Source organism: Mucilaginibacter sp. (assembly GCF_039921305.1).
GTDB lineage: Bacteria > Bacteroidota > Bacteroidia > Sphingobacteriales > Sphingobacteriaceae > Mucilaginibacter.
In genome coordinates this window covers 157,561-173,092 of record NZ_JBDSCA010000025.1, presented here as the reverse complement: position 1 = coordinate 173,092, position 15,532 = coordinate 157,561, and the positions used below count along the sequence as shown (strand labels likewise).

Genomic DNA, 15,532 nt, shown 5'->3' with positions numbered 1-15,532 from the left:
TTTAGTAAGATAGGCCTGATTCCATTGCTTTATCCCTTTTTAACGATCAATATTTTTCGGAGATATAACTCACAGTTCAATCGCGATCACATCAACAGATCCACTTCGCAATTTGGATGGTACATTAATCGATATAGTTCCGTTATCCACTGTATAACTTAGCTTACTGTTACCCGCTATCATGCTGATATGTTTTGGAATACCGCTTGTTTTGAAAGTAATTGTTTCATCTTTAGCCGTAGTTGCTTTTGGATTGGCTGCCGGAGTAAGAAACAAATAACGATACTTCCCTTTAGCCGTTGCCGGCACCGATGAAGTCTCATCTCCATTAATGGCAACCGTACCTTGTACCGACGCTCCATTCACTTTCATCCAACTGGCTATCTCAGCAAGGCGCTGGTATTCTGCATCGCTAAACTGCCCGCTTTTATCCGGACCAAAGTTTAACAGCAAATTGGTGTTTATTGATCGGCAAGTAACCAGTTTGTCCAGCAGGTAAGGTGTAGCTTTTAATGGCGCTTTGGTGTATCCCCATCCCGGGTTCGCACTCGTCATGCACAGTTCGGCCCAGCCATCCTGTTTAGTTGCGGGTATGCCTTTATCACCTTCAAATGTTTTATAATCGCCATAGCCAAAAAACCGGGGACTAACCACTATACCGGGCTGTAATTGATGGATCTGATCCATCGTAATACAATCCTTCCACGCAGCGTTTCCTTTCGGAATATCGGGCGATCCATCAAACCAAACCATGTCTATTTTACCATAGTTGGTCAACAATTCGGTTATCTGGCCCTTAATGTATGCCGCAACTTCGTAGTAATGCGCCTGCTTTTCGCTTTCTGTTTTTTTAACGGTGCGCGGGTGCAGGTTAACATCCAACTCGGGCACATTAGGATAATTTTTGCCTACGCCGTAATATAAAAAACTTTGATAATCCTGGTTAAAGTACCAATCTGGTCCGGAATAATATAAACCAACCTTTAATCCATATTTACGGCAGGCGGCAACAAACTCCTTAACCAAATCACGACCGCCCATGTAGTTTTTAGTGTTGAAGTTACCATAGCGGCTTGGCCACATAGCAAAGCCATCGTGGTGGCGGGTGGTGAATACGGCATATTTCATCCCGGCATCTTTGGCGGCTTTAACCCATTTATCGGCATCGTAATTTTGCGGATTAAAATCTTTAGCCTGCTGCCAATATTGTATAGGTGTTAAGCACGAGTTATCCAGCTCACAATGGTGGCCGGCAAAAAAATTGCCATCTTTAATATACTTTGCTACCGTCGCGGTATCCGGCAACGGCCGTTTCCAGCCTATTTGTGTACCCGCCATCATCGGCCACGATAAGTCAACCTCTTTAATTGATGCGATGCTCCAATGCACAAACAAGCCAAAGCCAGCTTCCGCGAACCATTGCGCATCGGGGTTAGTAGTATGTTTATAGGTCGATTTTTTATCATCACTTATCCCAATCTGCTCATGCTCCATTTTGATGCGGTCGGCCTCTTCTTTTTTAGTATTGGTTTGGGCATGTGCAATTTGCACTATTGCCAAACTCAACAATAGCAGCAGTGCAATTTGGGAAAACCGGGTGTTTGATATTTTCATAACGAATGATTGTATTTAACGTGTATCTTATTTAAAAATAGCTGACCCGGTAACAGAACCAGTTTTAGTGATCTCGAACTTTCCTGTCAGCTTAATATCTTCTGATGATGCACCTACCATTACACTAAACTCGCCCGGTTCCACAACGTGCTGCATCTGGCGGTTATACAACATCAGATCATCGGGTACTATAGTGAACGATACCGACTTACTTTCGCCGGGTTGCAAGCTTACGCGATCAAAACCGCGCAGCACTTTTTCGTAAGTGGTAACCGTACTCAGCACATCGCGGATATAAAGCTGCACCACCTCATCACCTGCTAATTTACCTGCGTTCTTTACGGTGAAAGTTACAGTAACACTCCCATCGACAGATTGGGAAAGTGGATTGATCTTCAGATCGCTATAAGCAAAAGTGGTATAGCTTAACCCAAAACCAAACGGATATAGCAGGCCTTTTATTTTCGCCAGTTCGCCTTCATCAGTTTGAGAGTTTGGTTTACTTGGGAAATTGAATGGCAACTGCCCAACAGATTTGGGGAACGTGAGCGTTAATTTACCACCGGGGTTATAATCGCCAAACAAAACATCCGCTATAGCGATACCACCCTTCACACCCGGATAACCGGTATAAATGATGCCGTCCACATTTTGATCTATCCAGTTAATGGTCATCGGTTGCGATCCTATTAAAACCACCACCACGGGTTTGCCGGTAGCTTTAACAGCTTTGATCAATTGTAACTGGTAACCGGGTAAATCAAGACTGGTACGGCTTTTATTTTCGCCCGCGGTTTGGGTGTTACCACCTAATACCACAATTGCCAGGTCTGATTTTGATGCTACGGTGGCCGCGCTGTCTATCATGGCTTGCTCGTCTTTATTCGGCTCTTGCGGTAAGATCTCGCTTTCGGGCCAGCGCTTATCAACCAGTTTGCAGCCTAAAGCGTAGTGTACATTTTTAACACCCAATTTGGCTTGTACACCTTGCAAAACGTTAACGCTTTTTGATGCCAGCGGACCGTAATGTGTATGCGCATAATCGTCATCGGTAGCGTTGGGGCCTATCACAGCAACGTTTAACTGTTTGGATAATGGTAAAATATTAGCCTTGTTTTTCAGCAACACAATACTTTCTTTAGATGCCTGCAAGGCTACAGCCTGGTTAGCGGCGCTGTTTACATATTTAGCGCTGGCTTCGGCATCAGCAACATAAGGGTGATCAAACAATCCCAATTTAAATTTAACGCGCAGCACATCGCGTACGCGGTTGTTAATGGTATCCATAGGTATTTTACCCTCTTTAACCAACTGGCGGGCGTAAATAATAATACTATCGGGTGTGCGGAAGGTGGTACGTACATTCATGCCAGCCATAAATGCCTGCAAAACGGCATCTTTTAAATCGGCGGCTACATGGTGTTTGTTGTATAAATATTCAAGAGCATCGCTATCGCTGACCACATACCCGGTAAAGCCAAACTCGGTGCGCAGGCGTTGGATCAGCCAGTAGCTGCTTCCTGATATAGGCACACCATCGTAATCGTTATACGAGCTCATTACCCCCATCAAATTGGCTTCTTTAATTACCTTTTTAAAGGGATATAACAGAATGTTCTCCACCTCCCGCGGCGCCACTTGTGGGTCGGTACGGGCCAAACCCTCGCGGGCGCCTTTGTTGGCGCTATATACGGCAAAGTGTTTGGCAGTTGCCGCTATCTGATTGTTTTGCTGCATACCCTTAGCCATTTCTACCCCCATACGGGCCACCAGATAAGGGTCCTCACCATAAACTTCTTCTAAGCGGCCCCAACGTTGGTCGCGGGCTACGTCTAATATTGGCGCGTAAACGTTGGTGTAGCCCAACGCGCGGGCTTCTTTACCGGTTATAACGCCCATTTGGCCAACCAATCGCTTATCCCAAGTCATGCCCATATTCAGTTGCGTTGGGAAACCCGTTGCAGTATGTGCCTCTACACCACGAATACCCTCATCAGTAAAATCAACAGGGATTCCTAAGCGGGTTTGCTCAATAAAAAAGCGCTGGGTTTGGTTCATGGCCCAAACGTGCTTTTTAACATCGGCAACCAGGTCAAGTTCGGATGTTTTACCCCAGGTTAAAAAGCCGTTTAAATGCTCATCTATATTGGCTATGCCATCTTTCCATATCTGATTTTTCCAATCGGGCGTAGGTAATGAGTCTTTCAAAATACGTTTATAGCCGTACAGGGTGGCCATCTGACAGGTTTTCTCCTCCAGGGTCATCTGTCTCAACAAGTCTTTTACCCGGGCATCAATAGGTTGGGTGCTGTCTTCATAAATATCTTTTTTACCATTTTTATTAAGGTCTATCCAACCTTTTTTATAAATGGGCGGATCGGTTTTAAAGGATAAACAGCTTAGCAGGCAAATCAATAACAACAGGCTCGGTACAGCACGTTTCATAACTAATAGTAATTTATAATTAACAATACAATAATGTAGCTTTAGGATATTTGCCGATTTGATATTACAAACCGGCAAAGCGAATATGCAATTGTGTTTGCCTTTAAGGGGGGTAAAATGGGGCTTTTTTAGGGGTATAAATCCGCCATAGGGCTAAAATAAACCTGTAAGGTTAAATAGCAGTTTGGTTGTTTTGTTCCGTGTACTCCGACGGGGTTTTACCGAACTGCTTTTTAAATTCTTTGCTAAAATATTTACGGTCGTTAAAACCAACAGTGTAGGCAACCTCGGCAATGCTGAATTTATTTTGTGCAAGCAACTGGGCAGCTTGTTTTAATCGGGTTGATTTGATAAAATCGGTAATGGTTAAATCCGTCAAAGCCTTTATTTTACGGTAAAGTACCGTTTGGCTCATGCCGATAATGTTCACCAGCTTGATCACGTCAAACTCAGGGTCTTCCATGTTTTGCTCCACAATTTCCATCAACCGGTTTAAAAACTTTTCATCCGGCGATGCGATAACTTTATTGGCAGGCATCAGCATTACCTGCTGACTATATTTTTGTCGCATGGATTGCCTTGCCAGTAATAAATTGCGCACGTTAAGCTCCAGTATCTGCATACTGAATGGCTTGGTAATATAAGCATCGGCACCCGTTTCCAAACCGCTTACCTGGTGCGTATGAGCAGCCTTAGCAGTAAGCAGTATCAGCGGGATATGGTTGGTACGCTCATCAGTTTTAATTTTAGAACATAGCTCAAGGCCATCCATCACCGGCATCGTTACATCACTGATGATGAGATCGGGTATCAATCCGCTTGCTGTATCCCAACCATCGGCTCCGTTGTTGCTTTCGTGTATCTCATAAGTTTCGGCCAGGCCTTCTTTAATAAAGCCGCGAACCTCGTCGTTATCCTCAACCAACAGTACAACAGGCTTTTCCTTACCGGGGATAGGTTCAATGTTCAGTTCAGGTACCTGATAGCTTATCGGTTGAGGCGTATGCTGTTCCGGTATTTCATCTGCAAGTTCATCAACTGCAAAATGCGCCTTGCCCTTTAACAAGCTTACCTTAAAGGCTGTGTTGCCCGGTTGATTAGCTATAGCAATATCGCTCTTCACACTAATGCTGCCTTTGTGCAAGCCAACAATGTTTTTAGCCAGTGCCAGGCCTATCCCCCAACCCGATGCTTTTGACGAGTGCTTATCCTGGTAAAAATCATCAAAAATGTGTTGCTGCGCTTCCGCGGATATACCAGGGCCATTATCGGTAATGGTAATGGCCACATCATTAATACTCGTGATTAGATTTACCGAGATATTCCCCCCATCCGGCGTAAACTTAAACGCGTTCGACAGGATGTTGAATAAAACCTTTTCAAACTGTGGCCCATCAAAATAAACCATCACTTCGTCCGTATCCGATGTAAAGCTGTAGCTGATATTCTTCGCTATTGCCACCCGCTCAAAAGACAGGTATACATCATTACAAAATTTCACCACACCCTGTTCGGCGGCAAAGAGCTTCATGTGGCCGGTTTCAATTTTTCTAAAATCAAGCAACTCGTTCACCAAACGTATCAATCTATCAGCATTTTGCTTTACGTAAACCAATTGACGGCTCACCGCAGCATTATCCAAAGTTGTATCAATCAATTTTTCAACAGGAGCCAATATCAGCGTAAGCGGTGTACGGATCTCGTGCGATACCTTGGTGAAAAAATCCAGCTTAAGCTGATGCACTTCCTGCTGCCGCTCATAATTTAAATGCTCATAATATAAGTCGCGCTCCAACCGCGCCTGCCTGCGGAAAAAGCGGATGACCAGATACAATATCATAGCAAATACAATGGTATATATTAAATACGCCCACCAGGTTTTCCATAGCGGCGGTAATATTTTTATGTGCAGGCTTTTTACATCCGCGCTCCATAAACCATCATTGTTACTGCCACGTACCAAAAAATGATAATCGCCGGCGGGTAAATTGGTATAGGTTGCTGTAGGGATGCTTACATAGTTCCAGTCCTTTTCAAAGCCATCCAACTTGTACATGTATTGGTTACGGTCGGGCTTATCATAATTAAGCGCCGTAAAATCAATACTAAACACATTCTGATCGTGGGTGAAAGTAAGATCAGTAGTGAGGCCTATATCTTTTTTAAGCAATCCGGTAGTATCGCCAATACCAACCGGCTGGTTAAACAGCTTTAGGCTTGTGAATAAGATAGCCGGGGCAACATTATTCTCCCTGATCTGCCTTGGGCTAAAGCTAACCAAACCATTAAATGTTCCAAAATACAAGCTACCATCAGCATCCCGGTACCCCGAGCCATAATTAAACTCGTTGGTTGGCAAACCATCTTTTACGTTATAGTTTTTAAACCTGCCCGTTTTGATATTGAATTTGGATAAACCATTATCCGTACTTACCCACAAATAGCCATTATCACCCTGTTGTATGTTCAATACGTTATCGCTCGGTAAGCCTTGCTGCGTAGTATAAGTTTTAAATTTTTGCGTTTGCGGATTATATAAACTCAATCCACCATGAAAAGACCCTATCCAAATGTTGCCGCTGCTATCCTCCTTAATACAATTGATGTAACCTACCCTTAGCGCATTGCTATCGCGCTCATTAGCTTTAAACCAGGTAAAGGCTTTGGCACCGGGCTTTAATAAATTAAGCCCGCCGGTTGTACCCACCCAAATGTTATGTTTTGAGTCTTCATAAATACAGCGTATCCAACGACTGCTTAAACGCAAGGGATGCGCCGTATCACCCAGATAGTATAAAAACACCTGTTGCTTTTTATCAAACAGGTTTAGTCCGGTTGATGTACCAACCCAAAACCGGCTTTGACTATCCTCTAATATGCAACTCACAATATCGCTGCTAATGGTGTTTGGGTTATTGGCATCATGGCGGTAATGCTTAAAATTATCCGTAACGGGTTGATACTCGTCTAACCCACCCTGGTGCAGGCCAACCCACAGGTTATTATCCTTATCGCAATACAACGCCTTAATAAAATTGGTACCTATCGCGCCAGCATCAACCGGGTGACTGGCGTAATGTTTAAAAGAGCCTGCCACTTTATCAAAATAATTTAGACCATTACCCTCAGTACCTATCCACAGGTTCTGTTTCACATTGGCCGTAATGGCGCTTACAATATTGCCGCTAATACTGTTTTTAAATTTATTACTTTGATAAACCGTGAACGGGATGCTATTAGGGTGAATAATGTTTACACCACCAAACATGGTACCCACCCAAATGGTACCGTTGTTATCCAGATAAATATCCTTAACTGAGTTATCACTCAAGCTATTGCGGTTTTCTACATCATGCTCGTAATGGGTAAATTGTTTGGTTTGCGGATCAAATACGTTGAGGCCGTTCATGGTTCCAATCCAGAGCTTACCGCTCTTATCAGTCATTATTTTGCGCACATCGTTATTGCTCAACGTATTGGCATTGTACGGATTGTGCTTAAAGTGGGTAAAGGTTGCCGTTTGCGGGTTGTATAGATTCAGCCCTCCGGTTTCGGTACCTATCCACAAGTTGCCTTGCTTATCCTCGGTAATGGCTTTTACAAAATTGCCATCCAAGCCATTCGGGTCTGATTTTGAACTGCTGAATGTGGTAAAGATATAGTCGCCTTTCCGGGCAGTCATTCTGGTTACCCCGTCCGAAGTGCCGATCCACAGATTTTGATCATGATCCTGGTACACGATATTGACCTGGTTGCCTGCCAAACCGGGGTGATTATGGGTGGCCTTAAAATATTTGATAAACTTTCGGGATTTGGCCGATGGCAGCATGTTTAAACCATTCAAACTGCCAAACCACAAATTGCCCTGCTTATCCTGATAGGTACAAAAGATATTATTATCGCTTAAACTGCCTGCATTTTTAGGATCGTTCATGATTCGCTCGAACGAATCGCTTTCGGGAAGGTAGCGGTTGAGGCCCCTTACGGTTCCTACCCACAGGTTTTTTTCCTTATCCTCAAATACCGAAAATATATAATCGCTGCAGCTGATACTGGTGGTATCGTTATAATGATAGTTGTAGATCTTGATCTGGCGGGCGTCGTAGCGGTTGAGCCTGTCGCGGGTGCCAAACCACATATAACCGCGGCTATCCTTAAAAATAGATAGCACAGTACTTTGTGACAGCCCATTAGCAACCGACAAATGATCAAATAAAAGCTGACCGAGTGAGGCTTTGTAAAACGCGAAAAGTAAAACAATCAGGATCAAAAACTTTTTCATCCGCAGCCCGCACAATTTGTAAATCTTTAATCAAATCTAAAATTAGTAATTTTTTGCCAGTTAATAAACTGCGGGAGTCCTCCTTATCAAAACGAATGATAACACCGTTAATTACCTGTACATAAACAATAAAAACAGCACCCGCTTTAGCAAAACAACGGGGAAATCGTTTTACCTCAGCAGGCACTGCACAAATCAACAATCAAAAAAATGCTTAATAGTTACCCGAGTTAGCTATACCACTTTTAAGGTACAGGTTGCCCGATGCTGTATCGTTATTATATACGCCACCACCCGATGCATTAAAATTAGCGGTGCTCAAATTGGCACCATTAATCCAAATAGTACCGTTGGGTATCAAATTGTTTTGTATCAGGATGGAATACTCCATATCGGTTGTGTTATCACGATAGTAACCTATACCATGATAGGCATCGTTACCCGTAGCGCTCATATTAATATTATTGCCGGATACAACCACATATTTGAGGTACGGAAAAGCCGGGATATTATCATACTCGTACAACAACACGCCCGAGCCATTCATGGTATTAGTTGATATAGTAGCATTTTGCCCGTTGCGAACCTTTACCGCGCCACCGCTGCCGGTTGCTGGCCAGCCGGATATGGTATTGTTGGTAATGGTTAACCCGTTAAAGCTATGCGCGTATATGCCATGGTCGGTTAACGAATCTACACTGTTCAATGCCGTGTTACGGTTTAATACGTTATTGTCAATTAAGCTGTTGGTTTGGCTATTATCGTTAATACCACAAACAAAATAACCTGTGGTGCTGCCATTACCAAAGGTATTATTCAGTATTTTGGCATTGGTAGTACTTTTGACCCACACACCACGGCCAGGATCGGTTGAGCGGTGACTGAATACGCAATTACTCACCAGTGAACTATCCGTACTTAAAAACTCTACATAATCATCTTTCAGGTTATTGGTTTTGTTGGTACTGGCGGCACGCTTGGCATAATCAAAAATACAGTACTTTACCCATGTAGACGTGGCGCCGGTAACCACCATCCGGATATTCCAGAAGGTAATGCCCGAGAACATGCAATTGTTCAGCTCGGTACTATAGCTTAAGGTAAGTATATTGCTTAATCCGGTGGCATCAAAAATGGGGTTTGTGGTAGTTTGCTTTACAATTTTAACCCCCGCCTTCATCACTATTTTACCTGTAATGGTATAAGTACCCGGTTGCACATACACGGTTTGGCCAGCGCTTGCCCCGGCAATAACAGCATTGATCTGTGTCAGCGTCATCCCCGTCTCGATCACATGATCGGCTACCGAGAATTTAGAGGTAATGTTTGTGAATTTACCATCAGCGATACCGTCTGGTTGCGCACCAATGGTAGCTCCTTTTTTGCACGATAGTGCACATACTGCCATTCCGGCCAGCATGAGTTTTAGCGTAAAAATTTTAGTTTTCATAATTTATGGGTTGGTTTAAAACGAATTTGCGTTAAACCATTAATTATGAGGGGTAAGTGAGCGGTGTAAATGGGGTTAAATATTAGTCATGATAATATTTCTGGGCTCAAAAGGCAAACCACCCCAAACATGTAGTGTCAATTAGAGGAATTATGTTTATCTGAAACCAATGAGCTATCTCCTCTTTTGCACTTTCGATCTCATTTCTTAATTTTAGTATTGCAGATTTGTTCTTTAAAACGATTCAAAATAAATGGTGCCTTAATAACTACCGAAAGTGTTTTTACATCAATTTTACCAGATAATTAAATGATCAAGATTTACCATAATAATAGTTGCAGCAAAAGTAATTGTGCACTGACCATACTGGAAGAAAGCGGAAAAAAATTTGAGGTTGTTAATTATTTAGAAACACCGCCAACAGCAGATGAATTGATTGACATTATTAATAAATTGGGAATCAAGGCCCATCATCTCATTCGTAAAAACGAAGCCGTTTATATAGAAAAATACAGTGGCAAGGAGCTTTCGGACCGGGAATGGGTGATGGTAATGGTTGAGCATCCTATATTAATAGAACGCCCTATATTAGTTTCGGGAGCACGCGCGGTTATTGCAAGATCAACAGAAAAAATTTACGACATTTTGTAGTTGATAAATCGTTAAGCTTTAAGTAGAAACTACATCTGATAAAGTTGGCATCACCAATAATTCAAAATCAGCTTTAGGTGCATCGCATGTTGGGCAGTGGTAATGTTCAATGTCTGTAAACTTTGTACCCGGGCTTACTTCATTTATTACATCGCCATAGGTTTCGTTATACTGAGTGAGGCAGTTTTTACATTGGTAGATTTTCTCGTCGGTTTGAATGTTATTATTTTCGGTATCTGGTACAGATGCTATTGTTTTAACGCGATTAGCGCTTTGCTGTTGGTAAAAATGATTACACAACTCAATTAACAATGCACTTACATTTTGCCTGGTTACATTGCGTTTATAAATGATAAAATCCTTTGAGTTTGGATTAAAATCGCGGGTGTGCTGTATCTCAAACAAATCATCCTTACCCGCCTTATGCGGTTGTTTATTAATAATTACCGAACCAAATAAACCCGATTTCGGCTTGGTTTTAACCGCGAAGCATAAGTGATAGGTACGCGTATCGGCTTCTTCAAATTCACGCACCAATTCTCGTTTCATGTCTAAACCTTCTTCGCATAATTCTTCGGTTTGCCAGTTGAGTTCGTTAGCGGCATGCCTTACGTTAATACGATAATGATTTAGAATATTACCCCAGGCTTTACGGTCGGCCTGCTCAATACCTTTAATCACGAGAGATTTCCAGGGTGTTGCATAAAGCTGCCCAATACGTGTTTCCAAACAAAGCGTACAGATATCCTTCAAAAAATCAACCGGGAATAGCTCATTCCTGCGGTATATACCCAACCATAGTTTGTTATTACCATACTTATTAAAACCCTCGTAAAAAGGCAACTGAAAATCAGGAAGCTGTAACGGCTGTGTATAAGATTGAATTAAAAAAGAACTTTTTGCTTTTACACTTTTATGCAACAAGGCGCCATCAATAACAGGCTGATCGTAAAACAACTTCCGTTTACTCAGGATCTCATCCTCAATTAATTTGCTGATGCCGGGGATATCTTCGGAATAGATCAACGATGGCCAGCAATACAAGTTATTGGTTTTAGGAAAGCGAACATACAGGTACCAAAAATTGCTTACGTCCGAAGAAATAAAATTAAGGTTCCCGGTAAAAAAGGGGATAAAAGTTTGTGAGTTGTCGGCCAGGTTTATCTTCAATTCAGGATGGTAATCAAACAAGTCCAAAATATCTTTATAAACACCTTCCTTTAACCAATTGGCGTTGTAAACAATATCCTCGGTTACATATGAACTGATAATATTGGGGTGCTTATCCGCATTGATCTCGTAATTAAAATCAGATATCAGCAGGTCGTTTTTCAGGTCCTCTAATTCAGCATTAGTAACTTCAAAAAGTAATTGCTGCCTGTTACCAAAACGCACATTTTCAATACCAGCCGATTGGCATATGTTCATAATATCCAACAATTCTCCGGCAGGTAATATCCCACCCGGAAAATTGATCTTCACCATATATTTTAAATCGGCCTGTTCCATCAATTAACCTGTTCTAATTTCTCAATCTGTAATATTTCATCCAATATCCGCTTAACCTCTGGCCGGCACGAGCCGCAACCCGTTCCTGCACCTGTTGCTGTACATAGCTGCTTTAACTCGGTACAACCTTCCGCAATTTTATTGGTGATATTACCCTGCCCAACATTGTTACAGCTGCAAACCAGCTTACCAATAACAGGTTCGGCCTTATTACCACTGCGTAATAGTTGGATCCGCTTTTCGCTGAGTTCAGTTTTATTGGCTATCAGTTCCCTAAATTCCTGGAACTCGGTTTTATCACCTATCAATATTGTACCAACCAATTTATCCTGATGGATGATACATTTTTTATAATACCGTTTGGCCTTATCAATAAACACAATCTCCTCGTAATTATGATCGTCCGGAGATTCTGATAAACCAATACTACATAGGTCAAAGCCATGTATCTTAATAATATTCATAAACAGACTGCCTTTGTAATAGCTGGCAATGTCTCCGTTCATGTACTTAGCTACCACATCTGCTTGTTGTTCGGCAGCAGCGGTTATACCATATAAGGTACCTTCAAATTCAGCTATCTCCCCTATGGCATAAATATCCGGATCATTGGTTTGCAGGTATTGATTCACAATTACGCCGCGTTTGCATTCAAGGCCGCAATCTTTAGCCAACTCCAAATTAGGGGTGGTACCTATGGCTAATATCACGGCATCGCAATCAATACGGTTACCACTTTTTAAACCAATACCAGTTAACTTTTTGCGACCGTAATAAAGCTGAACTTCATCATCATAATAAACATCGCAACCCTGGTCAATAATTTCCTCGTGCAGTAACTGGCTACCCAACGGATCAAGCTGGCGATTTAAGAAGCGGGAGATCCGTTGTACGATGGTGATCTTCACGCCTACCTCCCGTAAGGAAGCCGCCATTTCTAAACCCAGTAAGCCACCACCCACAATAACAACATGGGCATTTGTGGGGATATGGTTTTTAAAGTTATCAGCATCGGTACGGCTCCGCATGGTGAATATCCCCGGCAAGGCAGGTACATTACGAGGCACTGCTGCGCGGCTTCCTGTTGCCATGATCAGCACATCGTAATCCGTTTTAATACCGCGCGAGTCAATCACAAATTTGCTTTCGCGATCAACCTGCTCAACGCTTACACCACGTAATAATTTGATGTTGTAATTAGGTTCTTCCTCATCGGTCATTTTAACCAACTGCTCCCAGCGCTGCTCACCGCTAATGTAGTCGGGAAGCATAACCCGGTTGTAAAAGGGGAAATCTTCTTTACTAAAAATGGTGATCTCATCATCAACATTCATTTCGCGATACGATTTTACAAAGCCATAAGCCCCCGCCCCTGCTCCGATTACCACAATGCGCTGAAAAGGCTTTTTATATTTTTGTACACTAACGGCACAAAATTTAAAGTCGGGTTCTTTTGATATGGGGTCAACTTGATCATTAGTAAGGTTGTTAGCCCTGTTAAGATCATTCCCTAATATTTTACCCCAGTGCATTGGTAAAAACACAACTCCCTGTTTAATGCCAGCGGTGATCTTAGCTTTAACCTGTACCTCGCCCCTTTTAGAACGAATCACCGTAACTTCACCTTCGCCAATATTTAGCCTGCGGGCATCAGCGGGATTGATCTCTAAAAAGGCCTGGGCAATATGCTGATTGAGTTTGTTCACCTTTCCGGTTTTGCTCATGGTATGCCACTGATCCCGAATGCGGCCGGTGGTTAAAATGAACGGATAGTTTTCATTGGGTTGTTCACCGCTGTTAGCATCGGGCACGGCATGGATAACGGCTTTAGCCGATGGCGTATAAAACTGATGATCGGCAAATAAACGTGCTGTACCTTTTGAGGGTGGCAATGGTTCAACTACCGGTGCTATTTTCTTTTTACCTATAGGTTTTTCTGCTTCCAATGGTTTAGGGTAGGGCCATTGAACAGTTTTAACCTGCCTTAAAATATCATAACTTAAACCACTGATATCAATATGCGTACCGGCGGTTAAAGCGGCATGCTCGGCATAAATAGCCGCCGAATTTTCAAAATCAAAACCAGCATAGCCCATTTTCCGGGCAAAGCGGCAAGTAATTTCGGCATCGGGGATAGCCTCACCTGGCGCGTCAATAACTTTATTGAGATAGCTAATGCGGCGCTCCGAATTGGTCATGGTTCCCTCTTTCTCGGCCCAGGCAGCGGCTGGTAATATCACATCGGCATAGGGCAAGGTTTCAAGCTTGTTGCTTACATCCTGCACCACTACAAATTTGGCTTTCTTTAAAGCTTCTTCGGCTAAACGCACATTAGGCAAACTGGTTAGCGGATTGGTACACACTATCCATATCGCTTTTAAGCGGCCATCATTCAAAGCCTCAAACATTTCGGTGGCTGTTAATCCCGGCTTTTCGCCAATGGGCTTGCCGCCCCAAAAGTGTTGTACCTCTTCGCGGTGTGCCGGATTTTTAAGATCGCGATGCGCAGGCAGTAAATTAGCTAATCCACCAACCTCGCGCCCACCCATAGCATTGGGTTGTCCGGTTAACGAGAACGGCCCCGAACCCGGTTTACCAATATGCCCGGTTATCAAATTAAGGTTTATTAAACTCAGGTTCTTATTCACCCCAATTGAGCTTTGGTTAAGCCCCATCGTCCACATCGAAATAAAACCTTTAGCATTGCCAATGTATTTTGCCGCCAGCCTGATATCGCTTTCGCTGACACCACAAATTTGAGCGGCTTGTTTTAATGATGTTTTGAAAACCAGTTCCTGATACTCCGCAAAGCCTTCGGCATGGTTAGTTATAAAATCCAGATCAATATCCCCGTTCTCAATAATGGCCCGGCCAATGGCGTGGTTCAATGTAATATCCGTACCAGGGTTCAGTTGCAAATGCAGATCGGCAATGGAACAGGTATCTGTTACCCGTGGGTCAACCACAATAATTTTAGTATCCGGGTTGGCCGCTTTATGCGCCTCAACCCTTCGCCATAAAATGGGATGGCACCAGGCCGGGTTTGCTCCCATTACATAAAAGCAATCGGCCAGTTCAATATCATCGTAACAAATAGGTACGCTATCCTCGCCCAAAGCCATTTTATAGGCAGCAACTGCGCTGCTCATGCACAAGCGCGAATTGGTATCAATGTTATTGCTCCCTATAAAGCCTTTCATTAACTTATTGAGTACATAATACTCTTCGGTTAAACATTGCCCTGAAGCATAAATGGCAACTGAATCCGGACCGTATTTATCAATAAAAGTTTTGAATACTGCGGCTGTACGGGTTAAAGCATCATCCCAGCTAACACGCTGTACGGGCATATTTTTATTGTACCGCATTTGCGGATAAAGCAGCCTGTCGCTTTGGTTGTTTACGGTATGATGCAGGTTCATACCCTTACTGCAAAGCATACCCATATTTACCGGGTGCTCTTTGTCACCTTCAAGCGATACTGTTCCGTTCTTTTCTTTATTAAGCAAAATGCCGCAGCCAACGCCGCAATAGCAGCAGGTGGTACTTAATTGTTCGGTATGCTTATTTTTAGACGACAT

8 protein-coding genes are annotated in these 15,532 nt (G+C 42.9%); 1 reads left to right on the top strand and 7 read right to left on the bottom strand.

Annotation, left to right across the window (positions count from 1 at the left end; genetic code table 11):
• Positions 1 to 69 precede the first annotated feature (69 nt).
• The 5 genes from ABIN91_RS07650 to ABIN91_RS07630 all read right to left on the bottom strand — a co-directional run bounded on the left by ABIN91_RS07650 (position 70) and on the right by ABIN91_RS07630 (position 9,791).
• Complete coding sequence (locus ABIN91_RS07650; RefSeq protein ID WP_348050150.1) at positions 70 to 1,614, bottom strand: alpha-L-fucosidase; 1,545 nt, start codon at positions 1,612 to 1,614, stop codon at positions 70 to 72.
• 27 nt (positions 1,615 to 1,641) lie between these two features.
• Positions 1,642 to 4,059, bottom strand: a complete 2,418-nt coding sequence (locus tag ABIN91_RS07645) for a glycoside hydrolase family 3 N-terminal domain-containing protein (protein ID WP_348050148.1) — start codon at positions 4,057 to 4,059, stop codon at positions 1,642 to 1,644.
• 172 nt (positions 4,060 to 4,231) lie between these two features.
• Entirely contained in the window at positions 4,232 to 8,341 is a 4,110-nt protein-coding gene (locus ABIN91_RS07640) for a two-component regulator propeller domain-containing protein (protein ID WP_348050146.1), read from the bottom strand.
• On the bottom strand, positions 8,268 to 8,543 hold the full coding sequence (locus ABIN91_RS07635; protein WP_348050144.1) for a hypothetical protein: 276 nt from the start codon (positions 8,541 to 8,543) through the stop codon (positions 8,268 to 8,270). Before ABIN91_RS07635 ends, ABIN91_RS07640 begins: the two co-directional genes overlap by 74 nt.
• A 12-nt stretch (positions 8,544 to 8,555) precedes the next feature.
• Positions 8,556 to 9,791, bottom strand: coding sequence for a right-handed parallel beta-helix repeat-containing protein (locus ABIN91_RS07630; RefSeq protein WP_348050143.1), 1,236 nt, complete (start codon positions 9,789 to 9,791; stop codon positions 8,556 to 8,558).
• A gap of 309 nt (positions 9,792 to 10,100) precedes the next feature.
• Here ABIN91_RS07630 and arsC point away from each other — a divergent pair, with 309 nt between their 5' ends.
• On the top strand, positions 10,101 to 10,442 hold the full coding sequence (arsC, locus tag ABIN91_RS07625) for an arsenate reductase (glutaredoxin) (RefSeq protein WP_348050141.1): 342 nt from the start codon (positions 10,101 to 10,103) through the stop codon (positions 10,440 to 10,442).
• A gap of 18 nt (positions 10,443 to 10,460) precedes the next feature.
• Here the strand turns inward: arsC and ABIN91_RS07620 are convergent, their stop codons facing one another.
• Together ABIN91_RS07620 and ABIN91_RS07615 are read right to left on the bottom strand one after the other, a co-directional pair.
• The gene (locus ABIN91_RS07620; protein ID WP_348050139.1) at positions 10,461 to 11,951 is read right to left on the bottom strand and encodes a rubredoxin; all 1,491 of its coding nucleotides are present in this window, start codon (positions 11,949 to 11,951) and stop codon (positions 10,461 to 10,463) included.
• On the bottom strand, positions 11,951 to 15,532 hold the full coding sequence (locus ABIN91_RS07615; RefSeq protein ID WP_348050137.1) for a molybdopterin-dependent oxidoreductase: 3,582 nt from the start codon (positions 15,530 to 15,532) through the stop codon (positions 11,951 to 11,953). The genes ABIN91_RS07620 and ABIN91_RS07615 overlap by 1 nt, the downstream gene beginning before the upstream one ends.

Bases quoted from the DNA above. Each gene is read 5' to 3' on its own strand.
- ABIN91_RS07650 (WP_348050150.1), bottom strand. From the start codon at position 1,614: ATGAAAATATCAAACACCCGGTTTTCCCAAATTGCACTGCTGCTATTG.
- ABIN91_RS07645 (WP_348050148.1), bottom strand. From the start codon at position 4,059: ATGAAACGTGCTGTACCGAGCCTGTTGTTATTGATTTGCCTGCTAAGC.
- ABIN91_RS07640 (WP_348050146.1), bottom strand. From the start codon at position 8,341: ATGAAAAAGTTTTTGATCCTGATTGTTTTACTTTTCGCGTTTTACAAA.
- ABIN91_RS07630 (WP_348050143.1), bottom strand. From the start codon at position 9,791: ATGAAAACTAAAATTTTTACGCTAAAACTCATGCTGGCCGGAATGGCA.
- arsC (WP_348050141.1), top strand. From the start codon at position 10,101: ATGATCAAGATTTACCATAATAATAGTTGCAGCAAAAGTAATTGTGCA.
- ABIN91_RS07620 (WP_348050139.1), bottom strand. From the start codon at position 11,951: ATGGAACAGGCCGATTTAAAATATATGGTGAAGATCAATTTTCCGGGT.
- ABIN91_RS07615 (WP_348050137.1), bottom strand. From the start codon at position 15,532: ATGTCGTCTAAAAATAAGCATACCGAACAATTAAGTACCACCTGCTGC.